The 22,384-nt window shown below is 74.4% G+C and carries 17 protein-coding genes, 2 tRNA genes and 1 pseudogene; 9 read left to right on the top strand and 11 right to left on the bottom strand.

The features are described 5' to 3' along the window. Window positions 1-12: 12 nt before the first annotated feature. Window positions 13-1,665, top strand: coding sequence for a GMC oxidoreductase (locus MUK52_RS02015; protein ID WP_114055539.1), 1,653 nt, complete (start codon window positions 13-15; stop codon window positions 1,663-1,665). Window positions 1,666-1,733: 68 nt separating this feature from the next. Here MUK52_RS02015 and MUK52_RS02020 read toward each other — a convergent pair whose 3' ends face one another. The 5 genes from MUK52_RS02020 to MUK52_RS02040 form a co-directional block, all read right to left on the bottom strand. Beyond that, window positions 1,734-2,213, bottom strand: coding sequence for a carboxymuconolactone decarboxylase family protein (locus MUK52_RS02020; RefSeq protein ID WP_284581632.1), 480 nt, complete (start codon window positions 2,211-2,213; stop codon window positions 1,734-1,736). Between the two features lie 5 nt (window positions 2,214-2,218). Then, complete coding sequence (locus MUK52_RS02025; protein WP_114055538.1) at window positions 2,219-3,301, bottom strand: NAD(P)H-dependent amine dehydrogenase family protein; 1,083 nt, start codon at window positions 3,299-3,301, stop codon at window positions 2,219-2,221. Between the two features lie 64 nt (window positions 3,302-3,365). Continuing rightward, entirely contained in the window at window positions 3,366-3,488 is a 123-nt protein-coding gene (locus MUK52_RS02030) for a DUF6126 family protein (protein ID WP_114055537.1), read from the bottom strand. 28 nt (window positions 3,489-3,516) lie between these two features. Continuing rightward, window positions 3,517-4,134 (bottom strand): helix-turn-helix domain-containing protein, encoded by a 618-nt coding sequence (locus MUK52_RS02035; RefSeq protein WP_114055536.1) that lies wholly within the window; start codon window positions 4,132-4,134, stop codon window positions 3,517-3,519. Window positions 4,135-4,212: 78 nt separating this feature from the next. Continuing rightward, the gene (locus MUK52_RS02040) at window positions 4,213-5,769 is read right to left on the bottom strand and encodes an ATP-dependent DNA ligase (protein WP_284574328.1); all 1,557 of its coding nucleotides are present in this window, start codon (window positions 5,767-5,769) and stop codon (window positions 4,213-4,215) included. A gap of 218 nt (window positions 5,770-5,987) precedes the next feature. Between MUK52_RS02040 and MUK52_RS02045 the strand changes: the two genes are divergently transcribed. From MUK52_RS02045 to MUK52_RS02055, 3 genes are all read left to right on the top strand, one after another. Beyond that, window positions 5,988-8,798, top strand: coding sequence for an alpha/beta fold hydrolase (locus MUK52_RS02045; RefSeq protein ID WP_114055534.1), 2,811 nt, complete (start codon window positions 5,988-5,990; stop codon window positions 8,796-8,798). 5 nt (window positions 8,799-8,803) lie between these two features. Further along, a complete protein-coding gene (locus tag MUK52_RS02050; protein WP_114058654.1) occupies window positions 8,804-9,655 on the top strand; it encodes an ABC transporter permease in 852 nt (283 codons plus the stop codon). A 52-nt stretch (window positions 9,656-9,707) separates the two neighbouring features. Further along, window positions 9,708-9,782 (top strand) — tRNA-Trp (locus MUK52_RS02055). Between the two features lie 33 nt (window positions 9,783-9,815). Here the strand turns inward: MUK52_RS02055 and MUK52_RS02060 are convergent. Both MUK52_RS02060 and MUK52_RS02065 read right to left on the bottom strand, forming a co-directional pair. Next, window positions 9,816-10,772 carry an aldo/keto reductase gene (locus tag MUK52_RS02060; RefSeq protein ID WP_114055533.1) on the bottom strand — a complete coding sequence of 319 codons (957 nt, stop codon included), beginning with the start codon at window positions 10,770-10,772 and terminating at the stop codon, window positions 9,816-9,818. A gap of 121 nt (window positions 10,773-10,893) precedes the next feature. Further along, window positions 10,894-10,967, bottom strand: a tRNA-Trp gene (locus MUK52_RS02065). Between the two features lie 306 nt (window positions 10,968-11,273). On the opposite strand from MUK52_RS02065, the gene MUK52_RS02070 reads away from it, so the two are divergent. Then, complete coding sequence (locus MUK52_RS02070; RefSeq protein ID WP_284574330.1) at window positions 11,274-13,088, top strand: sigma-70 family RNA polymerase sigma factor; 1,815 nt, start codon at window positions 11,274-11,276, stop codon at window positions 13,086-13,088. A gap of 104 nt (window positions 13,089-13,192) precedes the next feature. On the opposite strand, the pseudogene MUK52_RS02075 reads toward MUK52_RS02070, so the two are convergent. Both MUK52_RS02075 and gad read right to left on the bottom strand, forming a co-directional pair. After that, window positions 13,193-13,594 (bottom strand): annotated as a pseudogene (locus tag MUK52_RS02075) (DUF817 family protein); the annotation flags it as partial. A 28-nt stretch (window positions 13,595-13,622) separates the two neighbouring features. After that, a complete protein-coding gene (gene gad / locus MUK52_RS02080) occupies window positions 13,623-15,017 on the bottom strand; it encodes a glutamate decarboxylase (protein ID WP_284574331.1) in 1,395 nt (464 codons plus the stop codon). Window positions 15,018-15,277: 260 nt separating this feature from the next. On the opposite strand from gad, the gene melC1 reads away from it, so the two are divergent. After that, complete coding sequence (gene melC1, locus MUK52_RS02085) at window positions 15,278-15,685, top strand: apotyrosinase chaperone MelC1 (protein WP_114055529.1); 408 nt, start codon at window positions 15,278-15,280, stop codon at window positions 15,683-15,685. Continuing rightward, on the top strand, window positions 15,682-16,530 hold the full coding sequence (gene melC2, locus MUK52_RS02090) for a tyrosinase MelC2 (protein WP_114055528.1): 849 nt from the start codon (window positions 15,682-15,684) through the stop codon (window positions 16,528-16,530). Before melC1 ends, melC2 begins: the two co-directional genes overlap by 4 nt. Here melC2 and MUK52_RS02095 read toward each other — a convergent pair. Both MUK52_RS02095 and MUK52_RS02100 read right to left on the bottom strand, forming a co-directional pair. Beyond that, window positions 16,485-17,237, bottom strand: coding sequence for a response regulator (locus MUK52_RS02095; RefSeq protein WP_114055527.1), 753 nt, complete (start codon window positions 17,235-17,237; stop codon window positions 16,485-16,487). The genes melC2 and MUK52_RS02095 overlap by 46 nt on opposite strands. Beyond that, window positions 17,234-18,877 carry a sensor histidine kinase gene (locus MUK52_RS02100; protein ID WP_284574335.1) on the bottom strand — a complete coding sequence of 548 codons (1,644 nt, stop codon included), beginning with the start codon at window positions 18,875-18,877 and terminating at the stop codon, window positions 17,234-17,236. Before MUK52_RS02100 ends, MUK52_RS02095 begins: the two co-directional genes overlap by 4 nt. Window positions 18,878-18,945: 68 nt before the next feature. Between MUK52_RS02100 and MUK52_RS02105 the strand changes: the two genes are divergently transcribed. Both MUK52_RS02105 and MUK52_RS02110 read left to right on the top strand, forming a co-directional pair. Continuing rightward, entirely contained in the window at window positions 18,946-20,340 is a 1,395-nt protein-coding gene (locus tag MUK52_RS02105; RefSeq protein ID WP_284574336.1) for a cation:dicarboxylate symporter family transporter, read from the top strand. A gap of 225 nt (window positions 20,341-20,565) precedes the next feature. Continuing rightward, the gene (locus MUK52_RS02110) at window positions 20,566-22,362 is read left to right on the top strand and encodes a S8 family peptidase (protein WP_284574338.1); all 1,797 of its coding nucleotides are present in this window, start codon (window positions 20,566-20,568) and stop codon (window positions 22,360-22,362) included. Window positions 22,363-22,384 lie beyond the last annotated feature (22 nt).

Here is a 22,384-nt window from a genome sequence, read left to right on the forward strand (position 1 = left end):
GAGGAACGTCACATGAGCCACCACCCCCCGCACGGAAACGGATCGCCGGGGATCTCCCGGCGCGGATTCATCGCTGGAACAGGTTCTCTTCTCGGTGCCGTGGCGCTGTCCGCCACCGCCACCGCCCCCGCCCGGGCCGCTGCACACCCCGCGACCGCGGCCGGCCCCCTCGTGTCCGGGGCGCACGTACCGGTTCTCGTGATCGGCACCGGCTACGGCGGCTCCGTGGCCGCGCTGCGGCTCGCCCGGGCCGGGGTCCCCGTCCACATGGTGGAGATGGGCATGGCGTGGGACACGCCCGGACCGGACGGCAAGATCTTCTGCCACACCACCAGCCCCGACCGCCGCTCGTACTGGCTGCGCACGCGCACCAGGCAGCCCCTCAGCAGCTTCCTCGGCTTCCCCCTCGACAAGGACATCCCCCGCTACACCGGGATCCTCGACGCCGAGGAGCTGGGCGGGATCACCGTCTACCAGGGCCGCGGGGTCGGCGGCGGCTCCCTCGTCAACGGCGGCATGGCCGTCACCCCCAGGCGCTCCCACTTCGCCGCCATCCTGCCCACGGTCGACGCCGGGGAGATGTACGCGACCTACTACCCGCGGGCCAACGCCGAGCTGGGCGTCGGCCTCGTCGACCCGGACTGGTTCGACTCCGCGGCCTGCTACCAGTACGCGCGTGTCGGCCGCAGGCACGCCCAGCGCGCCGGGTTCCCCTTCGTGTTCGTGCCCGACGTGTACGACTGGGACTACATGGAGCAGGAGGCGGCCGGGACCGTCCCGAAGTCGGCGGTCGCCGGGGAGATCCTCTACGGCAACAACCACGGCAAGAAGTCCCTCCAGCAGACCTACCTCGCCCGGGCCGCGGCCACCGGCCGGGTCACCGTCTCGGCCCTCCACCGGGTCACCTCCGTCGCGCCGGCGCCGGGCGGCGGCTACACCGTCGCCGTCGACCAGCTCGACACCGGCGGCGCGACCACCGCCGCCAAGACGGTGACCGCGGACCGCGTCTTCTTCGCCGCGGGCAGCGTCGGCACCAGCAAGCTCCTCGTCAGGCTCCGGGCCACGGGCGCCCTGCCCGGCCTGAACGGCGAGATCGGCCGGCACTGGGGCGAGAACGGCAACGTCATGTGCGGCCGCGCCAACCACCTGTGGGACCCCACGGGCCGGGTGCAGGCCGCCATCCCCTGCGGCGGCATCGACAACTGGGACGCCGGCGGCGCCTTCGCCGAGGTGGCACCCCTGCCGACCGGCATCGAGACGTACGCCTCGTTCTACCTGTCCATCACCCGCAACCCGCACCGCGGCCGCTTCACGTACAACGCGGCGACGGGCGCCGTCGAACTCGACTGGCAGCGGGCCTGGAAGCAGCCCTCCATCGACATGGCGAAGACGATCTTCGACCGGATCAACGCGAAGGAGGGCACCATCTACCGCTCCGACCTGTTCGGCGTCGGCAGGGTCTGGGGCGACCACCTCACCTACCACCCGCTCGGCGGCGCGGTCCTCGACAAGGCCACCGACAACCACGGCCGCCTCCACGGCCACCCGGGCCTCTACGTGATCGACGGCGCGCTGATCCCCGGGAACACCAGCGTCAACCCGTTCGTCACCATCACCGCGCTCGCCGAGCGCAACATCGAGCACATCATCGCCAACGACCTGTAGCGCGGCCCGCCCCCGCGGACGACGACCGGGGCCGCCCCACCGGCCGGCCCCGCACCGCCGCCGCCCCGTCAGTGCCCGGGCAGCACGCACACGCTGTCGAGGCCCAGCACCCGGTTGAGCCGGCCGAACGCGAGCCACGAGCCGATGCTCATGGTCAGCTCCACGACCTCCACCTGGCTGTAGTGCGCGCCCATCCGCTCCCAGAACCCGTCGTCCAGGCCGTGGTGGTCGAGGACGTACCGCTCCGCGTACTCGGCGGCCAGCCGGGTCCTCTCGTCGAAGCGGTCCGTGGTGCGCCACTCGGCGACCGCGTCCGCGAACTCCTCCTCGACCTTCCGCCCGTCGCGCTCGGTGCGCCAGTCGAGGCAGAACATGCAGCCGTTGATCTGCGCCACGCGCAGCCGCGCCGCCTCGAACTCCCGCAGCCCCAGCGTGGTGTGCGCGTACACCGCGAGGGAGAAGCCGGCGGCGGCCGGCCCGATCCCGGGGACCATGTCGCCCCACACGTACTCGATCGGGTGCCGCCCCTCGGGGACGTCGATCCTCATGTCCGTCATGCCCGTTCCCTTCCGAGTCTGCCGACGGCGGGGCGCAGCGGCACGTCGAGGGCGTCGTAGAGGCCGGGTTCGGCGTCCGCGAGCCAGTCGATCGCGCCGACCAGGCGGCCGACGGCGGTGGCGTTGCCTCCCGCGGACCGGTTCGCGCCGTCGTCCTCGGCCTCGACGGTGACCTCGATCCGCGGCCGGCCTTCGATGACGACGCGGTGCGCGCCGTCGCCGCCGCCCGGCGGCAGCGGCCAGTCCGGGGCGCAGGAGGGGTGGATGCGGGTGACGTGCTCGATGACGAGGCGTGGCTCGCCCGCGACGACGCCCTGCACCTCGAAGCGGACGGCGCCCTGCGTGCCGGCCTCGAAGACGCCCATGGAGCGGGTGGCTACGGTCTCCTCCAGGGGGCGGCGCTCCACCGTCTCCCGGATCGCGTCGAGTTCGACGCCGAGGGCGCGGGCCATCATGCGTATCTGCCCGCCCCACACCATGGTGGGGACGGACGGCAGGAGCATCATCGGCTGGTGGTCCATGGGGCGGCCCATGCCGACGAGGTCGCGGACGGAGTCGGGCTGGTCGTACGTCGAGTAGTCGAAGACCTCCTGGCAGCGGATGGCGTCGACGTCGGTGCCGAGGCCGCTGAGGAGCACGGGCAGCACGTCGTTGCCCCACCCCGGGTCGACCCCGGAGGCGAACAGGGAGCCGCCGCCCTCCGCGACGGCGGCGGCGACCGGCTCGCGGAACCCGGGCGGGGCGTTGCGGTGGTCGTAGAGGGGGTAGAGGGCCGGGGTGACGACGACGGCGCCGGCGCGGATCGCGCGGGTGACGTCGGCGAGGGCGGCGTCCGGGCGGGTGTCGCCGGTCGCCGCGTAGACCACGGCGCGCGGCCGTGCGGCCAGGACCGCCTCGATGTCGTCGGTGGCCGTGATGCCGGTGTCGCGGTCGAGCCCGCACAGCCGGCCGGCGTCGCGGCCGACCTTGTCGGGATGGTGGACGATGACGCCGGCCAGGCGCAGCGCCGGATGGGCTTCGACGGCGCGGATGGCCAGACGGCCGACGTTGCCGGTGCCCCAGACAACCGTGGGAATCATGCGCGGAGGGTAGCGGTGCGGCCCGGAGGTTCCCAGAGCCGTGCGCGGACGGCCGCGCGGGTTCCTACTGGTTCTGTCCGCCGAGCAGGAAGAGGAGGTAGACGAAGAAGGCGAAGAGGTGGCCGACGAAGAGGTAGGCGATCAGCCGGATCAGCAGGCCGCGCGGGAACTTGAACTGCTGGCGCATGGGTCGGGGCTCCTTGGCTTCGGCTTGGTCAGGGGTGGGTGGTCGCGCCACCGCCCAGGCACACCCCGGCGAGGGTGCTCTGGAGCAGGGTGTGCACGAAGAGCAGATCGGCGCCGGCCGCTGAGGCGGCAGCGATGCGGTGCGGGGTCAGCGAGTCGAAGTGGGCGCTGTCGCCCGGGTCCAGCAGGTACTCGGCCTCGCCCAGGTGCAGCCGCAGCCGGCCCCCGAGGACGTACAGCCACTCCTCGCCGGGGTGGACGCGGACCAGCTCGCCCTGGCTGCGGCCGTGCGGGACGTGCACGCGCAGCGCCTGCATGCCGCGGCCGGAGCCGCCGGCCCGCCAGTACGTCCAGCCGTCGGCCTCGCGGGCGCCCGGACCGCCCGCGCGTACGATGGGGTCGGGCACGGCCGGGGTCTCGCCGAGCAGCTCCGAGACCGTCGTGCCGTAGGTGCGGGCGAGGCCGAGCAGCAGCGGCAGCGAGGGCTGCCGGCGGCCGGTCTCCAGGCGGGAGAGGTGGGCGGGCGAGAGCCGCGCCCGCGCGGCGGCGGCCTCCAGGGTCAGCCCGGAGCGGCGGCGCAGCTCGCGCAGCTGCGGGGCGACCGCGGGCAGCTCGCCGGCTCCCGGGTCGGCGGGACCAGGTGTCATGTGCCGATTGAGCCAGAAACTTACCTCTGCGGCAATCTGCGTTGCCTCTGAGGTAAAAATGCCTGGTGGGGCGGGTTGTCAGGCGTCGTCGCCGGGGGTCCGGCCGCCGCCCGCGGGGCCGAGCACCGTCTCCACCGTGTCGGCCTCGTCGGCGCTCTTGTCCGGACGGTGCCGCAGGACCCGGGCGAAGCGGAGCGCGACCCCGGCCGGGTAGCGCGGGGAGCGCTGGAGACCGTCGTAGGCGATCTCGACGACCAGCTCGGGCCGCACGTGCACGGTGTGCCCGTCGTCCGCCACGGCCAGCTCGCGCAGCCGGCCGGTCTGCCAGCGCAGCATCTCGTCGGTGAGCCCCTTGAACGTCTTCCCGAGCATGGCGTACCCGCCGTCGGCGGCCCGCGCGCCGAGGTGCAGGTTCGACAGCAGGCCGGTGCGGCGGCCGTGCCCCCACTCCGCGGCGAGGACGACCAGGTCGAGGGTGTGGACGGGCTTGACCTTCAGCCAGTTGCGGCCGCGGCGCCCGGCCGCGTACGCCGAGCCCAGGGCCTTGGCCATCACCCCCTCGTGGCCGCGGCGCAGCGTCTCGGACCAGAACTCCTCGGCGGCGCCGGCCTGCGCCTGCGGATCCTCCACGGCGAGCCGGCGGACCCGGAACCGCTCGGGGACGAGCGCGGCGAGGACCGCGTACCGCTCGCGGACGGGCAGGTCGAGCAGGACGTCGCCGCCGGCGGCCAGCACGTCGAAGAAGCACGGGGTGACGGGCAGGGTCCGTCGGGCGGTCTCCACGTCCAGCCGCGACCCGACCCGGCCGGCGACCTCCTGGAAGGGCAGGGGACGGCCGTCCGGCCCCAGCCCGATCACCTCGCCGTCGAGGATGAAGCGGTCCCCCGCGAACCGGCGGGCCGCCTCGACCACCTCCGGCAGCCGGCCGGTGATCTCGTCGAGGGAGCGCGTGTACACCTGGACGGACTCGCCGTCCCGGTGCACCTGGACGCGGATGCCGTCCAGCTTCTCCTCCACCGCGCACGGCCCGAGGGCCGACAGGGCCTCCGCGACCGATCCCGCCGTCGCGGCGAGCATCGGCTGTACGGGCCTTCCGACCTGCAGCGCGACCTCGCGCAGCGCCGCAGCGCCCGCGGTCAGGACCGCCGCGCCCACGCGGGGCAGCGAGCCGTCGAGCATCACGGCCCGGCGCAGCTCGGCGGCCGGGACGCCGGCGGCCGCGGCCACCGCGTCGAGGGCGACCGCGTCCAGGGCGCCCTGGCGGACCTCCCCGGAGAGCAGGCTGCGCAGGAACCGCTGCTCCGGCTCGGTGGCGGCGGCGAGCAGGCGCGCCACGGCCTGCTGCCGTGCGTCGCGGGATCCGGGGCCCGACAGCAGGGCCAGCCCGGTGATCGCGGCGTCGACGTCGGCGACGCCGAGGGAGGGGCGGTCCGCCGGTTCGACGTGCCGGCCCAGGGTGCTCCACCCGAGGCCCGGCCGCCCCTGCGGGAGGCGTCCGGCGAGGTAGGTGATGACGAGGGCCGCCTCCTCCGGGGGCGTGGCGGCGAACAGCTCCGCGAGCAGGGCGGTCTTGCGGGACCGGGCGGAGGCCCCGGCGACCTCCCGGGAGACGCGGGCGACGTCGGCGAGCAGCATGCGGCCATCCTGCCGCCGCCGGGACCCCGCCGCAGCCCGGCCCGGGCCGGTCCCGGCTCCCTCCGGCGGGCGGTGCGCCGGGGCGGCCGCGGGCGTGCCGCGCCGGCGGCATACCGCGGGTGCGGTACGCCGCTACGGCCGGTGTAGTCCTCAAGGAGGCCGCCGGGTCCGACCCAGGGCGGCTCGGCGGGGTCCGCCGCTGCGTCTAGGGTTCCGGTATGACGCTCCGACTGCCGAAGCTCCCGCTGCCCCGGCGCCGCCGCAGCCGCCTGCTGGCGGGCGCGGCCGCACTGGCCGTCGTCGCGGGGGCGGGCACCTGGTCCGCCGCCGCGCCCCGCGGGGAGCGGGCCGTACACCGCGAGGACAAGGTGCTGGAGATGCCCGGCGCCGCGATCGACACGTCGTACTTCACGGCGGGCGGTGCGGGACGGCGCCCCGCCGTGCTGCTCGGGCACGGCTTCGGCGGCAGCAAGGACGACGTACGGGCGCAGGCCGAGCGGCTCGCCCGCGACGGGTACGCCGTACTCACCTGGTCGGCGCGCGGGTTCGGCCGCTCCGGCGGGCACATCGGGCTCAACGACCCCGAGTACGAGGTCAAGGACGTCTCCCGCCTGCTCGACTGGCTGGCGGCGCGCCCGGAGGTGCAGCTCGACGGCTCCGGCGACCCGCGCGTCGGCATCGCCGGGGCCTCGTACGGCGGGGCCGTCTCGCTGCTGGCCGCCGGCCACGACCGGCGCGTCGACGCGATCGCCCCGCAGATCACGTACTGGAACCTCGCGGACGCCCTCTTCCCCCAGGGCGTCTTCAAGAAGCTGTGGGCGGGCCTGTTCTTCACCACCGGCTCGGCCGGCGGCATCCGGCCGGCCGGACCGGCCGAGGCAGCCCCGGACGCGGGCGGCGCCGGCACGGCCCCCGGGGGCGCTGCCCCGGGCGGGCCCGCGGCGGACGGGCCGGACGCCGGTGCAGGGGCCGCGGCCCCGGCGCAGGGCGGCGCCGGGGCGTGCGGCCGGTTCCGGCCCGAGCTGTGCGCCATGTACGAGCGCGTCGCCGCGGCCGGGGCGCCCGACGCCGAGGCCCGCGCGCTGCTGGAGGCGCGCAGCCCGTCCGCGGTCGCGGACCGCATCCGGGTGCCGGCCCTCATCGTGCAGGGCCAGGCGGACTCCCTCTTCCCCCTCGACCAGGCCGACGCCATGGCGCGCGCGATCACCGCGAACGGTGCTCCCGTCGCCGTGGACTGGGCGGCCGGCGGCCACGACGGCGGCGCCCGCGAGACGCATCGCGTCGAGGACCGGGTCGCCGCCTGGTTCGACCGCCACCTCAAGGGCGACGGGTCGGCCGCGGCCGGCCCGGCCTTCCGGGTCTCCCGCTCCGGCGGCATGGACTCCACCGACGGCGCCGTCCGCCTGCGCGGCGCGAGCGGCGACGCCTACCCGGGCCTGACCGCGGGGCGCCGCGAGTTCGCGCTCGCCGGCCGGCCTGCGGAGCAGGTGTTCGCCAACCCGGCGGGCGGCACCCCGGCCGCGCTGTCGTCCGTGCCCGGCGTCGGCGGGCAGCTCGCCGCCTTCGGGACGGGCCTGGCGATGGACTTCCCCGGGCAGCACGCCCGGTTCGAGTCGGAGCCGCTGGCGCAGGACGTGCGGATCACCGGGACGCCGACCGTGTCGCTGCGCGTGCGGTCGACGGCCCCCGACGGGTCGGCCGTCCTGTTCGGCAAGGTGTACGACGTCGGCCCCGACGGCCGGCAGCAGGTGCTGCCGCAGCAGCTGGTCGCGCCACTGCGGGTGGCGGACGCGCAGCAGGGCCGGACCGTCGAGCTGCGGCTGCCCGCCGTCGACCACGCCGTGCGGGCCGGGCACCGGCTGCGCCTCGTCGTGTCGGCCACCGATCTCGGATACGCCTCCCCGGCGGCCCCCGCCTCGTACGCCGTCTCGGTGCAGGGGCCGCTGGCCGTGCCCGTCGCCGACGGGGTGCGCACGGCCGCGGCCGGGCTGCCCGCCTGGACGTGGGGGCTGCCGCTCGGTGCGGCGCTCCTGGCGGCCCTGCTGCTGGGTATCCGGCGCCGGCCCCGGAATGCGGGGAACCCGGGCCCCGCAGGGCCGGACCCGGCCCTGGCCGGCGTACCCCTCGCGATCACCGGCCTGACGAAGCGGTACGCCGGGTCCCGGGACCGGTACGCGGTGCGGGACCTGTCGTTCCGCGTGGAGCAGGGCCAGGTCCTCGGGCTGCTCGGGCCGAACGGCGCGGGCAAGACCACGACGCTGCGGATGCTGATGGGCCTCATCTCGCCCGACGCCGGGGAGATCCGCGTCTTCGGGCACCCGGTGCGGGCCGGGGCGCCGGTGCTGTCGCGCGTCGGCGCGTTCGTCGAGGGGGCGGGCTTCCTGCCGCACCTGTCCGGGCGGGCGAACCTCGAACTGTACTGGCAGGCCACCGGCCGCCCGGCCGCCGACGCGCACATGGCGGAGGCCCTGGAGATCGCCGGGCTCGGCGACGCGCTGGAACGCGCCGTCCGCACGTACTCGCAGGGCATGCGGCAGCGGCTCGCCATCGCCCAGGCGATGCTCGGGCTGCCGGACCTGCTGATCCTCGACGAGCCGACCAACGGGCTGGACCCGCCGCAGATCCGCGAGATGCGGGAGGTGATGGTCCGCTACGCGGCGGGCGGCCGGACGGTGATCGTCTCCAGCCACCTGCTGTCGGAGGTGGAGCAGTCCTGCACCCACCTGGTCGTCATGGACCGCGGCCGGCTGGTGCAGGCGGGCGAGGTGGGCGAGATCACCGGCGGCGGGGACACCCTGCTGGTCGGTGTCGACGGGCCGGTGGACGAGGTGACCGTCGCGAAGGTGGCGGCCCTGGAAGGCGTGGAGTCGGCGGCGCGCTGCGACGGCGGGCTGCTCGTCCGGCTCGGCGGCGGAACGGCCGCCGAGCTGGTCGCCGAACTGGTGCGGCTGGAGGTCCCCGTGAGTGCGGTGGGGCCGCACCGGCGGCTGGAGGACGCGTTCCTGACCCTGATCGGAGGTACGGCGTGAGCGCCATGGCGGAAGTCGCCGCGGGATACCGGCCTGGCCGGACGCTGCCGCTGCGCGTGGAGGCCCTGCGGCAGTGGCGCCGCCGGCGGACGCTGGTGATGGGCGCGGTGCTGGCCGCGCTGCCGTTCGTGATGATGATCGCGTTCGCGGTGGGCGGCGACCGGGACGGCGGCCGCGGCGACAACCGGATCACCCTGATCGACACGGCGACGGCGTCGGGCGCGAACTTCGCCGCCACCTGCCTGTTCGTGTCGGCCGGGTTCCTGCTGGTGGTGCCGGTGGCGCTGTTCTGCGGCGACACGGTCGCCTCGGAGGCGTCCTGGTCCTCGCTGCGCTACCTGCTGGCGGCGCCGGTGCCGCGGGCGCGCCTGCTGTGGAGCAAGCTCGTCGTGGCACTGGGCTTCAGCCTGGCGGCGATCGTGCTGCTGCCGGCGGTCGCGCTGGCGGCGGGCACGGCCGCGTACGGCTGGGGGCCGCTTCAGCTCCCGGCGGGCGGCGCCCTGCCGGCCGGTGACACGCTGCCCCGGCTGGCGCTGGCGGTGGCGTACGTGTTCGTCTCCCAGCTGGTCACCGCAGGCCTCGCCTTCTGGCTGTCCACCCGCACCGACGCCCCGCTGGGCGCCGTCGGCGGCGCGGTCGGGCTGACCATCGCGGGCAACGTGCTGGACGCCGTGACCGCGCTCGGCTCCTGGCGCGACTTCCTGCCCGCGCACTGGCAGTTCGCCTGGGCGGACGCCCTCCAGCCGCACCTGGAATGGGGCGGCATGGCGAAGGGAGCGGCGGTGTCCGTGGCGTACGCCCTCGTCCTCACGGCCCTGGCGTTCAGGGGCTTCGCCCGCAAGGACATCGTCTCCTGAGCCCGCGGGCAGGGCCGCCCCTTCCACGGCACTAGACTCCGCGGCAAGGGGCGGAGCCGTAGCGCAGAGGTCGTCGCGCGCGGTCTCCAAAACCGTGAGGACGCCGGTTCGAATCCGGCCGGCTCCGCCCCGCCCCGTCGCGTCGCGTCCCGTCCCGGGATCAGGCCGCGGTGCCCGGTGCCGGGGCCGCCGCGTCGACCTCCGCCAGGATCTCCGGGTCGAGCGGGGCCGCTCCGGCCGCGGCATTGGCCCGTACCTGCTCGGGCGAGGTGGCGCCCGCGATGACGGACGCGCAGCCCGGCTGCGCCGACAGCCAGCCGACGGCCAGTTCCAGCACGCTGCGCCCGTGCTTCTCCGCGACGGCGGCGAGCGCCTCGACCGTGTCCAGCCGCTGCTCGGTCAGGTACGCGTCGCGGCCTTCGAGCCGGGAGCCGGCCGGCACCGGCGCGCCCCGCCGGATCTTGCCGGTAAGCAGCCCGTTGGCCAGCGGGAAGTACGGGAGCACGCCGACGCCGTAGTGGAGCGCAGCGGGGACCAGCTCGGCCTCCGCGGAACGCTGGAGCAGCGACCACTCGTTCTGCGCCGACACGAACGGCACCGTGCCCGTCTCGCGCGCGGTGTGGGCGGCTTCGGCGAGCTGCCGGCCGCTCAGGTTGGAGTGGCCGATGTAGCGGATCTTGCCCTCGGTGACGAGTTCGGTGAGCGCGGCCAGCGTCTCGGCGATCGGGGTGGCCGGGTCGGGGCTGTGCAGCTGGTAGAGGTCGATGTGGTCGGTGTCCAGGCGGCGCAGTGACTCCTCGACGGCGCGCCGGATGTAGCCGCGGCCGCCGCGCGACCCGGCTGCGGGCCCGTACCCCATGTCGACGCCGTCGTAGCCGAACTTGGTGGCGAGGACGACCCGGTCGCGGCGGCCCTTCAAGGCCTGCCCGAGGTGGGTCTCGGAGCCGCCCCGGCCACCGTAGATGTCGGCGGTGTCGAGGAGCGTGATCCCCGCGTCGATGGCGGCGTCGACGACGGCCCGGGTCTCCTTGGCGTCGAGCCGCCCGCCGAAGTTGTTGCAGCCGAGCCCGACCGCCGACACCTGAAGACCTGAACTGCCCAAGGAGACATGGCGCATGGGGGTACCTCCACCCTGATCCGCATCAAGACCGCTCTACCGGCCGGCCGGTCCAGGCAGGCCGAAGGCCCAGCGGCTGGGCCTGCTGGGCCTTGGGGACGGACCGGGGGTCCGCGTGGAGCAGGGGCGACAGGATTCGAACCTGCGGCATTCGGTTTTGGAGACCGACGCTCTGGCCAGCTGAGCTACACCCCTTCGGCGAGACCAACCATGCCATGGCCGGGGCCGGAGATCCAATTCATTTCGCGGATTCCGTCGCGCCGGTCTGGCGGGGGCGGGCGGCCCGACGCGGCGCCGGCCCGGCGCCGGCCACCGGGTCCTGTCGTGAGCGACCTGCCGGACCGCCCGTTCGCACCCGCACGGCGGGGAACGCTTCGAGGACCCCGCGGATCCCGCGAGTTTTTTCGAAGAAGTCCTCCGGATAGGTGTTATCCGCGCTCCGGTCGACGGTCTCCCAGGTATCGGGCATCATCGACCGCCGGGACGGACAGGGAACCTCACATGACTTCAGAGCACACGGCAGAGCTGGTCGCGGCAGCCCGCGCGGGAGACCTCCGCGCGCAGGACGAGCTGGTCAGCGCGTACCTGCCGCTGGTCTACAACATCGTCGGGCGCGCCATGAACGGCTCCGTCGACGTGGACGACGTCGTGCAGGACACGATGCTGCGGGCCCTCGACGGCCTGGGCACCCTCCGATCGGACGAAAGCTTCCGCTCGTGGCTGGTGGCCATCGCGATGAACCGGGTGCGGGCGTACTGGCAGGCCCGGCGCACCGCGCCGGGTGAGAGCGGTCTGGAGGCGGCCTGGGAGCTCGCCGACCCGGGGGCGGACTTCGTCGACCTGACCGTCGTCCGGCTGGCCCTGGAGGGGCAGCGCCGCGAGACGGCGCGCGCCACGCGCTGGCTGGAGCCGGACGACCGGGCCCTGCTGTCGCTGTGGTGGCTGGAGTGCGCCGGGGAGCTGACCCGGGCAGAGGTGGCCGCGGCGCTGGAGCTGACGCCGCAGCACACGGCCGTGCGGGTGCAGCGGATGAAGGCACAGCTGGAGTCCGCGCGCGTGGTGGAGGGGGCGCTGGCGGCGCAGCCGCCGTGCGAGGCGCTGGCCGCGGTGACGGCCTCGTGGGACGGGCAGCCGTCGACGCTGTGGCGCAAGCGAATAGCCCGGCATGCCCGCGAGTGCCTGAGGTGCTCCGGGCTGTGGAACGGGCTGCTCCCGGCGGAGGGGCTGCTGGCGGGCCTGGCGCTGGTGCCTGTGTCGGCTGCGCTGCTGGCCGGGGTGCGGTCGGCCGCCGCGGGCGGGTTCGCCCCGGCGGGCGCGGCGTACGCGGCGGGCGGGTTCGCGGAGGGCCAGGCGGCGTCCGCCGGCTGGGCGCCCGCGTACGAGGCGCCGCTCGGCGGCACGGCCGGCGGCGGCCACGGCTTCGCCGCCGCTGCGGAGGCGGACGGCGGCGACGGCAGTGGCTTCGGTGCCGGTGACGGCGGTCGCGGGGACGGCGAGGCCGTGACCCGGCTTGCGCCGGCCGGCTCCGCGGAGGGTGGTGCCGGTGGCGCGGCGGGCGGTGGCCGGAGCGTGTTGCGCAAGCGGCGGCGCAGTCGGCGGCGGGCCATCGGCGGCGCCGTGCTCGCGGCGTGCGTCGCGGGCGGCGGCCTCGCCTACCTGGGCGGCTTCCCCGGCTCCGTCGGCGAGGACGGCGCCGCCGCGCCGGCAGCTCCGCTGAACGCGCTGTCCGCGGGCGAGTCCGCCGGCCCGTCGCCGAGCGGCCCGGCCCAGCCGTCCGCCTCCGCTTCGGCCTCGCCGTCCCCGTCGGCCACGGCGTCTCCCTCGGCCCCGGCGTCGGCGAGCCCTTCCGGCGCGGGCAAGGCCTCCGCTGCCGCGCCGACCCCGTCCCCGTCGGCCCCGGGGCCCGCCTCCCCGGCGCCGGTGCCCGCCCCGCAGGGGCCGGTGGGCCAGGTCGTCGCCCTCGTCAACGCCGAGCGCGCGAAGGCGGGCTGCGGCCCGCTGAAGGACGATGCGCAGCTGCGGAAGGCTGCGCAGCGGCACTCGGAGGACATGGCGAGCCGGAACTTCTTCTCGCACACGGCCCCGGACGGGTCCGACCCGGGCGAGCGGACGACGGCCGCGGGCTACCGGTGGGCGACGTACGGCGAGAACATCGCCCGCGGGCAGAGCACCGCCGAGTCGGTCATGAACTCGTGGATGAACAGCGACGGCCACCGTGCGAACATCCTGAACTGCTCCTTCAAGGACATAGGCGTCGGCCTCCGCCAGGGCCCCGGCGGCCCGTGGTGGACGCAGAACTTCGGCGCCCGCATGTGACGGGGGGGGGGAGGACGGACGCCGCGGCCCGGGCTTCCCAAGGCCTCGTCACGACGTGTCGGCCCGGCGTGGGCCGGCTCGGCGGTGGCGGCGATGAGCAGCCCGGCCGGCGGGCGGCGCAGGTCGGGCAGCCAGTGGTGGCTGAGGAAGTTCACGTGGAGGGCGCCCGCGGCCGGCGCGGTCGCGGCCGGGCGGCAGCCGCTGAGCTCCAGCCGCAGCAGCAGCCACACGGCGCAGACGCAGCTGCCGACGGCCGCGTAGAGGAAGCCGCCGCAGAGCGGGACGCCGCCGAACTTCAGCAGCGCGGGCTCGGGGTAGGACCAGGGGCCCAGGGCCGCCTTCACGTACTCGAACGCGAGCCCGAGGAGGTGGCAGCCGCCGATCACGGCGAGGTCCCGGCCGCGCTCCCAGCCGGTCAGCAGGCACACCGCGCTGAGCAGGACCCCGTATCCGGACAGCAGCCCGTAGCAGGGACGCACGCGGGGCGGCTGCGGTTCGGCGCGCACGCCGGCGGCCCCTCCCCGGCGCGGGCCGTCAGTGGTGGAAGCCGGAGCGGGGGGCCGTGGCGGGCTGGGTCGGGGGCGCCTCCCGGAGGTGGTCCAGTGCGCGGCGCATGTCCTCGGCGAGGAGGGCGATCTGGTCCAGGGTCACACCGTGGCGGATCAGGACGCGCTGGATGACGGTGTCGTCGCGGCGGGCGGGCAGCGGGTACGCGGGGACCTGCCAGCCGCGCATCCGCAGCCGGTCGGAGAGGTCGTAGAGGGTGAAGCCGGCGGCCGCGGGGTCGGTGAGCCGGTAGGAGACGGCGGGGAGGGCTCCCTGGCCGTCGTAGAGCAGGGTGAAGGGGCCCATCTCGGCGATCTCGCCGGCGAGGCGGCGGGCGGTGTCCGCGCAGGACTGGTGGATGCTGCGGTAACCGCTGCGGCCGAGCCGGAGGAAGAGGTAGTACTGGGCGATGACCTCGCCGCCGGGCCGGGAGAAGTTCAGGGCGAAGGTCGGCATGTCGCCGCCCAGGTAGTCGACGTCGAAGACGAGCTCGGCGGGCAGGAGGTCCGCCGTGCGCCAGACGACCCAGCCGACGCCGAGGGGCGCGAGCCCGTACTTGTGGCCGGAGGTGTTGATGGAGGCGACACGGGGGATCGCGAAGTCCCAGACGACGTCGGGGTGGAGGAAGGGGGCGACGAGCCCGCCGCTCGCGCCGTCGACGTGGATCGGGACGTCCCAGCCGTGCTCCTGCTGGATCGCGTCGAGGGCGGCCGCGATGTCGGCGACGGGCTCGTAGTCGCAGGTGTAGGTGACGCCGAGGATGGCGACGACGCCGATGGTGTTCTCGTCGACGTACTCCGCGAGCTGGTGGGGCCGCAGGCCCGTGGCGTCCTCCTCCAGCGGGACCTGGCGCAGTTCGACGTCGAAGTAGCGGGCGAACTTCTCCCAGCAGACCTGGACGGGCCCGCACACCAGGTTGGGCCGGTCGGCCGGCAGGCCCTGGGCGCGGCGGCGGGCCCGCCAGCGCCATTTGAGGGCGAGTCCGCCGAGCATGGCGGCCTCGCTGGAGCCGGTGGTGGAGCAGCCGGTGGCGGGGCCGTGCTCGGCCGGGGCGTGCCACAGGTCGGCGAGGATGTTGACGCAGCGGGCCTCGATCTCCGCGGTCTGCGGGTACTCGTCCTTGTCGACCATGTTCTTGTCGAGGCACTCGTTCATCAGGCGGTGGACGCCGTCGTCGGACCAGGTGGTGCAGAAGGTGGCCAGGTTCTGGGCGGCGTTGCCGTCGAGGAGGAGCTCGTTGTGGAGCAGGGCGTAGACCGCCTCCGAGGTCGAATGCTCGTCCGGCATGCGGTATTTGGGGAGGACGCGGCCGCTGAGGGCGGTGGTGAAGACGTCGGTCCCGGTGTCGCCGCCGCTGACGTCCTTCGTCTTGTGCAGAGCCATGTTCGGACTATAGGTGACAGACCGTTATTTATCCGGCTTCGAGTTCCGGTCGTCTCGGCGGTGTGAGCCCCTCCATAGACCACGGGGAGCAACCGCAGAAATTACTGTCCAGTAAGATGATTTCCACAGAATCTTTCGCATCGACGCAGATCCTCCCCCGTCCGGACGGGAAGATCGGCCAAATGGTTCTATAAGCAACTTATCCACTCATGTCCTGATAACAGCGAGTGGTCGTTCGGCCACTGGTACCTCTTCGGCCCATGAACAAGATCACTCGCCGGCAGGCCATGGGCACCACCGCCGGCGCTCTCGCCGCCCTCGGCATAGCCGGCGCCACCGCGCACGCGGCCGCCACCGACTCCCGCGCCGCCGCCACCCGCTCCGGCACGGTCGACGAGGTGTACCAGGGCCGCCGCATCCGCATCACCCCCGCCTCCGCCTCCGGCGGGCACCACGGCGGGCACCACGGGGGCGGCCACTCGGGCCTGCCCACCGTCCGCATAGACGGCCGCGAACTGCACGTCATGCGCAACGCCGACGGCACCTGGATCAGCGTGGTCAACCACTACGAGACCTTCGCCGACCCGCTGTCGCTCGCCCGCGCCGCCGTGCGCGAACTCCAGGGCGCCGTCCTCGCCCCGTTCTCGCCCATGGGAGGCACGGCATGACCGTCCGCAAGAACCAGGCCTCGCTGACCTCCGAGGAGAAGCGCGCGTTCACGAACGCGGTGCTGGAACTGAAGCGCACCGGCGTCTACGACCGGTTCGTCACCACGCACAACGGCTTCATCATGAGCGACACCGACTCCGGCGACCGCGTCGGCCACCGCTCCCCCTCCTTCCTGCCCTGGCACCGCCGGTTCCTGCTGGAGTTCGAGGCCGAGCTACAGAAGGCCGACGCCTCGGTGGCGCTCCCGTACTGGGACTGGACCGCCGACCGGACCTCCCGCTCCTCCCTCTGGGCCGCGGACTTCCTGGGCGGCACCGGCCGCGCCCGCGACGGCCAGGTCATGGACGGCCCGTTCGCGTACTCCGCCGGCAAGTTCCCGGTCAACGTGCGCGTCGACGGCCGCGCGTACCTGCGCCGCTCCCTCGGCGCGAGCGTCGCCGAGCTGCCCACCAAGGCCGAGGTCGACGCGGTCCTGGCCATGCCGGTGTACGACATGGCCCCGTGGAACAGCGCCTCGAACGGCTTCCGCAACCACCTGGAGGGCTGGCGCGGCGCCAACCTGCACAACAGGGTGCACGTCTGGGTCGGCGGGCAGATGGCCACCGGCGTCTCCCCCAACGACCCGGTGTTCTGGATGCACCACGCCTTCGTCGACAAGCTGTGGGCCGAATGGCAGGCCCGCCACCCGCAGTCGACGTACCTGCCCGCCGCCGGCACGTCCAACGTGGTGGACCTGAACGACACCATGCGGCCGTGGAACGACGTCACTCCGGCGGACATGCTGGACCACCGGAAGTTCTACACCTTCGACACCGAACCGGCCGCCGCGGCGAGCCAGCGGTAGTGCAGCTCGGGGCGGCCCACCTGGCCGTACCGAGGGGTGCGGTCGGCGCGGCCGGTGTCCACCAGGTGCTCCAGGTAGCGGCGGGCCGTGATCCGCGAGATCCCCGCCGCCCCCGCCGCCCCGGCCGCGGTCATGCCCTCGGGGGCCGCCCGCAGCAGCGCGGCGACCCGGTCCAGGGTCGGCGCGCTGAGCCCCTTGGGCAGCTCGGCGGGGAGCGGGGTGCGCAGGGCGGCGAGCGCCCGGTCCACGTCGTCCTGGCCGGCCGCCTCCCCCGCCGTCGAGCGGAACTCGGCGTACCGCAGCAGCCGTTCGCGCAGCGTCGGGAAGGCGAACGGCTTCAGCACGTACTGGACGACACCCAGCGAGACGCTCTCGCGGACCACCGCCAGGTCCCGCGCCGAGGTCACCGCGATCACGTCGACCGGATGCCCCGCGGCGCGCAGTCCGCGCGCGAAGCGCAGCCCGTGGCCGTCGGGCAGGCCCAGGTCGAGCAGCAGCAGGTCGACGCGGGTCCGCTCCAGGACCCGGGTGGCCTCGGCCAGGGAGTGGGCGGTGCCGACGGCGGTGAAGCCCGGCACCCTGCCGACGTACAGCGCATGCGCGTCGGCGGCGACGGGGTCGTCCTCGACCACCAGGACCCGCACCTCGGCCGGGCGCCCCGCAGCCGCCCCGGCGCGGGGGCCCTCGGCCGGTCCGCTCGCGGTCATGCCGGCTGCTCCTTCCGTATCGGCAGTCGTACGGTGAACCGGGCTCCGCCGCCCGGGGATCCGGCGGCCTCGGCGGTCCCGCCGTGCCGGTGGGCGACCTGCCGGACCAGGGCGAGCCCGAGGCCCCGCCCCTCCCCCTTGCCCGACCAGCCGTGCCGGAACACGTCGGCGGCGGCGCCCTCCGGGAGCCCGGGGCCGTTGTCGGCGACGCGGAGCAGGAGCGAGTCGCCGTCGGGGCGCACCGTGACCTCGATGCGGGCGCCGGGTACGCCGGTCACGGCGTCGACGGCGTTGTCGACGAGATTGCCGAGGACGGTGACGAGGTCGCGGGGCGGGACGCCGGGCGGCCCGCCGGCCGGGCGCCCGCCGCCGGGCGCTCCGGTTCCCGTCCCCCCGAAGGCGCGGCTGTCCGGGGTGACCACCAGCTCCACCCCCCGCTCGTGCGCCTGCGCCGCCTTGCCGAGCAGCAGCGCCACCAGGACCGGTTCGCCGACCGCGGTGACCACCTCGTCGGTGAGGGCCTGCGCCAGCTCCAGCTCGGCCGTGGCGAACTCCACGGCCTCGTCCGCGCGGCCGAGCTCGATCAGGGAGACGACGGTGTGCAGGCGGTTGGCCGCCTCGTGTGCCTGTCCGCGAAGGGCCTGCGTGAACCCGCGCTCCCGGTCCAACTCACCAGTCAGCGACTGGAGTTCGGTATGGTCGCGGAGGGTCACCACGGTGCCGCGGCGGCCGCCGCCGGCGACGGGCGAGCTGTTGACGACCAGCACCCGCTCCGCCGTCAGGTGCACCTCGTCCACGCGCGGCCGGTCCGCGAGCAGGGCCCCCGTCAGCGGCGGGGGCAGCCCCAGGTCGGCGACGGCGGTGCCGCGGACGTCTGCGGACAGGCCGAGCAGTTCCCGGGCGGCGTCGTTGATCAGGGTGATCCGGCGGCGCCCGTCGAGCATCAGCAGCCCTTCCCGGACGGCGTGCAGGGCCGCCTGGTGGTAGTCGTACACGCGGCTGAGCTCGGCGGCGTTCATGCCGTGCGTGTGCCGGCGCAGCCGGGCGTTGACGACGTACGTGCCGACCGCGCCGAGGCCGAGCGCGCCGGCGGCGACCCAGGCCAGGGCGGACAGCTGGGCGGCGAGCCGGTCGCTGACGGCGCGGACCGTGATGCCCGCGGCGACCAGGCCGACGATCCGGCCGTCGTCCGCAAGCGGGGTGACCACGCGGATCGAGGGGCCGAGCGTGCCGGTGTACGTCTCGCTGAAGGTCTCGCCGCGCAGGGCGGGCGCGGTGTTGCCCATGAACGGCTCGCCTATGCGCTGCGGGTTGCGGTGGGTCCAGCGGCGCCCGTCGGGGGCCATGATCGTCACGAAGTCGACGCCGGAGTCGGCGCGCACCCGCTCCGCGTACGGCTGGAGCGCGGCCGAGGGGTCGGTGCCGCGGCCGGCCCGGCGTACCGCCTCCAGGACGGACGGCGAGTCGGCGACGGCGCGGGCGACGGCCCCGGCCTGGCGCCGTGCGGCATCCTCTGCCTGGCCGTGTGCCGTGGCGTAGGCGAAGACCGCGCAGCCCGCGACCACCACGGCGACCAGCAGCACCTGCATGGCGAACAGCTGGCCGGCGAGGCTGCGCGGCGGGCGGGGGAACCGGAACATGGCGCTCAGTGTGCACCGGCCCGTGAACTCAATGAACGCAAGGGTGACCGGGGTCACAGGGGTGGGCGATGGTCTGGCGGGACGACTTTCACCACCAGGAGGCGAACGTGGCCGCCAGACGCGACAAGACCCACTACCTGTACATCGCCGTGATAGCGGCGGTGCTGCTCGGCATCGCCGTCGGCTTCGCCGCCCCGGGCGCGGCCGTCGAGCTGAAGCCGCTGGGCACCGGCTTCGTGAACCTCATCAAGATGATGATCTCACCGGTGATCTTCTGCACGATCGTGCTCGGTATCGGGTCGGTGCGCAAGGCGGCGAAGGTGGGGGCCGTGGGCGGCCTCGCCCTCGGCTACTTCACGGCCATGTCGACGGTCGCCCTGGCGATCGGGCTGGTCGTCGGGAACCTGCTGGAGCCCGGCAGCGGCCTGCAGCTGACGGAGGCGGTCCGGCACGCCGGCGAGGCGCAGGCGAAGGCGGGCGGGGCGGAGAGCACCCAGGAGTTCCTGCTCGGCATCGTGCCGACGACGCTGGTGTCCGCCTTCACCGGCGGGGAGGTGCTCCAGACGCTGCTGGTGGCCCTGTTGTGCGGGTTCGCGCTCCAGGCCATGGGCGCGGCGGGCGAGCCGGTGCTCCGCGGCATCGGCCATGTCCAGAAGCTGGTGTTCCGGATCCTGGCGATGATCATGTGGGTGGCGCCGGTGGGTGCGTTCGGCGCGATCGCCGCGGTGGTCGGGGCGACCGGCATCGACGCACTGAAGTCGCTGGCCGTCATCATGATCGGCTTCTACACGACCTGCCTGCTGTTCGTCTTCGTCGTGCTCGGCGGCCTGCTGCGGCTGTGCACCGGCATCAGCGTCTTCGGGCTGCTGCGCTACCTCGGCCGGGAGTTCCTGCTCATCCTGTCGACGTCCTCCTCGGAGTCGGCGCTGCCGCGGCTGATCGCGAAGATGGAGCACCTGGGCGTGTCGAAGCCGGTCGTCGGCATCACGGTGCCCACGGGCTACTCCTTCAACCTGGACGGGACCGCCATCTACCTGACGATGGCCTCCCTGTTCGTCGCGGAGGCGATGGGCGAGCCGCTCGCCCTCGGCGAGCAGGTCTCCCTGCTGCTGTTCATGATCGTGGCTTCCAAGGGCGCGGCCGGCGTGACCGGGGCCGGACTGGCGACGCTGGCGGGCGGACTGCAGTCGCACCGGCCGGAACTGGTCGACGGCGTCGGCCTGATCGTGGGCATCGACCGCTTCATGAGCGAGGCGCGGGCCCTGACCAACTTCGCGGGCAACGCGGTGGCGACCGTGCTGATCGGGACCTGGACGAAGGAGTTCGACCGCGAGCGGGCCCGCGAGGTCCTCTCCGGGCACCTGGCCTTCGACGAGACCACGCTGACCGACGACGGCCACGGCGCGGAAGCCCCCGCCGTGCCCGGCCCCTCGGTCGGCGACAAGACGGGCGTACCGGCATAACCGGTGCGCCGGCCGCGAGCCGGCCGGGCAGGGCTCGCCCCCACGGTGCCCAGCCCGGCCGGCTCGACCGGTTCCCCACCGATCAATTTCGGCCATCGGCCCGGCAAGTCGGCTGTGCTGAAACTTACTTCCGCCCGGGGGCACGCGTCTGACATCTTGCGTCCACCACTCGTTTCGTACGGCCCGGTAACTGCGTTCCGCACCACCGGGTCCTCGGAGGACGCATTGATACCCCACATATCCAGCCGACCCCGACGTGCCCTCGTTCTGGCGGCCACCCTCGGCGCGGCGCTCGCCCTCGGAGCTCCCTCGGCCCTCGCCGGCACCCTGCCGGTCGTGCCGGCCGCCCCGTTCGCCGCCGCCAAGGCCCCTGCCGCGGCCCCGGCTTCCCAGAGTGCGACCTGGGCTGCCGGCACCCGCGCCTACCTCGTGATCACCGCTCCCGGTGACAACCCGTCCGTCCGCGCGGCAGTCGCCGCGAACGGCGGCACCGTCTTCTCGGACTACGCCGCCATCGGCGTCATCGTCGCCCACTCGGCGTCGGCGAACTTCGCCGGCGCGATGCGCGGCGTCACCGGCGTCCAGCAGGTCGGCGCCACCCGCACCTCGGACGTCCCGGCCGACGCCTACAACCCGGCGCTGCCCGCCAACCCGTCGCAGTCGACGACCCCGACCGGCGAGCCGGTCCGCGCCGACATGAGCCAGATCAAGGCGGACCAGGCCTGGGCCGTCACCACCGGCTCGGCCTCGGTCAAGGTCGGCATCCTCGACACCGGCGTCGACGACCAGCACCAGGACCTGGCGCCGAACTTCAACGCCGCCGACTCGGTCTCCTGCGCGTACGGCAAGCCCGACACCCGCGCCGGCGCCTGGCGCGACGTCGGCAACCACGGCACGCACGTCGCCGGCACGGTCGCCGCCGCCAAGAACGGCAAGGGCGTCGTCGGCGTGGCCCCGGGCGTGAAGATCTCCTCCGTCCGCATCGCGGAGCCGGGCTCCTCGCTGTTCTTCCCCGAGAACACGATCTGCGGCTTCATGTGGTCCGGCGACCACGGCTTCAAGGTCACCAACAACAGCTATTACACGGACCCGTGGCAGTTCAACTGCCCGGACAACGCCGACCAGGCCGCCATCATCGAGGGCGTCCGGCGCGCCCAGGAGTACGCCGAGCGCAAGGGCTCGCTCCAGGTCGCCGCAGCGGGCAACGAGAACTACGACCTCGCCAACAAGACGGTCGACACCGCCAGCCCGAACGACTCCACCCCGGTGACCCGCACCATCACCAACGCCTGCCTCGACATCCCGACCGAGCTGCCGGGCGTCGTGACGGTCGCCGCCAACGGCGAGGGCACCACCAAGGCGTCCTTCTCCAACTTCGGCCGCGGCATCATCGACGTCTCCGCCCCGGGCAGCAACGTCTACTCCACGGTCCCCGGCGGCAAGTACGCCTCCATGAGCGGCACCTCGATGGCCTCGCCGCACGTGGCCGGCGTCGCCGCGCTGATCGCCAGCACCAACCCCGGCATCACCCCCGCGCAGATCCGCGAGAAGCTGGCCCTCCAGGCCAACGACATCGCCTGCCCGTCGGACAGCCGCTGCACCGGCACCACCGCCAACAACGGCTTCTTCGGCGAGGGCCAGGTCGACGCGCTGAAGGCGGTCGGCGCCACCCCGCCGCCCGGCAGGTTCTTCGAGAACCTCGGCGACTTCGCCATCGGCGACCACACCACCGTCGAGAGCCCGATCACCGTCACCGGTGTCACCGGCAACGCCCCCGCCACCCTCAAGGTGGGCGTGAAGATCGTCCACACCTACATCGGCGACCTGAAGGTCGACCTGATCGCACCGGACGGCAGCATCTACACGCTGCACAACCGCGCCGGCGGCAGCGCCGACAACATCGACACCGTGTACACCGTCAACGCCTCCTCCGAGGCGGCCGCCGGCACCTGGAAGCTGCGGGTGAACGACAACTACCGCGGCGACACCGGCCGGATCGACGCCTGGAACCTCACCTTCTGAGCCTTCCGGACGTACCGCCACG

It is taken from the genome of Streptomyces sp. 2P-4 (assembly GCF_030167965.1).
Taxonomy (GTDB): Bacteria; Actinomycetota; Actinomycetes; order Streptomycetales; family Streptomycetaceae; genus Streptomyces; species Streptomyces globosus_A.

Bases quoted from the DNA above. Each gene is read 5' to 3' on its own strand.
- MUK52_RS02015 (WP_114055539.1), top strand. From the start codon at position 13: ATGAGCCACCACCCCCCGCACGGAAACGGATCGCCGGGGATCTCCCGG.
- MUK52_RS02020 (WP_284581632.1), bottom strand. From the start codon at position 2,213: ATGAGGATCGACGTCCCCGAGGGGCGGCACCCGATCGAGTACGTGTGG.
- MUK52_RS02025 (WP_114055538.1), bottom strand. From the start codon at position 3,301: ATGATTCCCACGGTTGTCTGGGGCACCGGCAACGTCGGCCGTCTGGCC.
- MUK52_RS02030 (WP_114055537.1), bottom strand. From the start codon at position 3,488: ATGCGCCAGCAGTTCAAGTTCCCGCGCGGCCTGCTGATCCGGCTGATC.
- MUK52_RS02035 (WP_114055536.1), bottom strand. From the start codon at position 4,134: ATGACACCTGGTCCCGCCGACCCGGGAGCCGGCGAGCTGCCCGCGGTC.
- MUK52_RS02040 (WP_284574328.1), bottom strand. From the start codon at position 5,769: ATGCTGCTCGCCGACGTCGCCCGCGTCTCCCGGGAGGTCGCCGGGGCC.
- MUK52_RS02045 (WP_114055534.1), top strand. From the start codon at position 5,988: ATGACGCTCCGACTGCCGAAGCTCCCGCTGCCCCGGCGCCGCCGCAGC.
- MUK52_RS02050 (WP_114058654.1), top strand. From the start codon at position 8,804: ATGGCGGAAGTCGCCGCGGGATACCGGCCTGGCCGGACGCTGCCGCTG.
- MUK52_RS02060 (WP_114055533.1), bottom strand. From the start codon at position 10,772: ATGCGCCATGTCTCCTTGGGCAGTTCAGGTCTTCAGGTGTCGGCGGTC.
- MUK52_RS02070 (WP_284574330.1), top strand. From the start codon at position 11,274: ATGACTTCAGAGCACACGGCAGAGCTGGTCGCGGCAGCCCGCGCGGGA.
- gad (WP_284574331.1), bottom strand. From the start codon at position 15,017: ATGGCTCTGCACAAGACGAAGGACGTCAGCGGCGGCGACACCGGGACC.
- melC1 (WP_114055529.1), top strand. From the start codon at position 15,278: ATGAACAAGATCACTCGCCGGCAGGCCATGGGCACCACCGCCGGCGCT.
- melC2 (WP_114055528.1), top strand. From the start codon at position 15,682: ATGACCGTCCGCAAGAACCAGGCCTCGCTGACCTCCGAGGAGAAGCGC.
- MUK52_RS02095 (WP_114055527.1), bottom strand. From the start codon at position 17,237: ATGACCGCGAGCGGACCGGCCGAGGGCCCCCGCGCCGGGGCGGCTGCG.
- MUK52_RS02100 (WP_284574335.1), bottom strand. From the start codon at position 18,877: ATGTTCCGGTTCCCCCGCCCGCCGCGCAGCCTCGCCGGCCAGCTGTTC.
- MUK52_RS02105 (WP_284574336.1), top strand. From the start codon at position 18,946: ATGGTCTGGCGGGACGACTTTCACCACCAGGAGGCGAACGTGGCCGCC.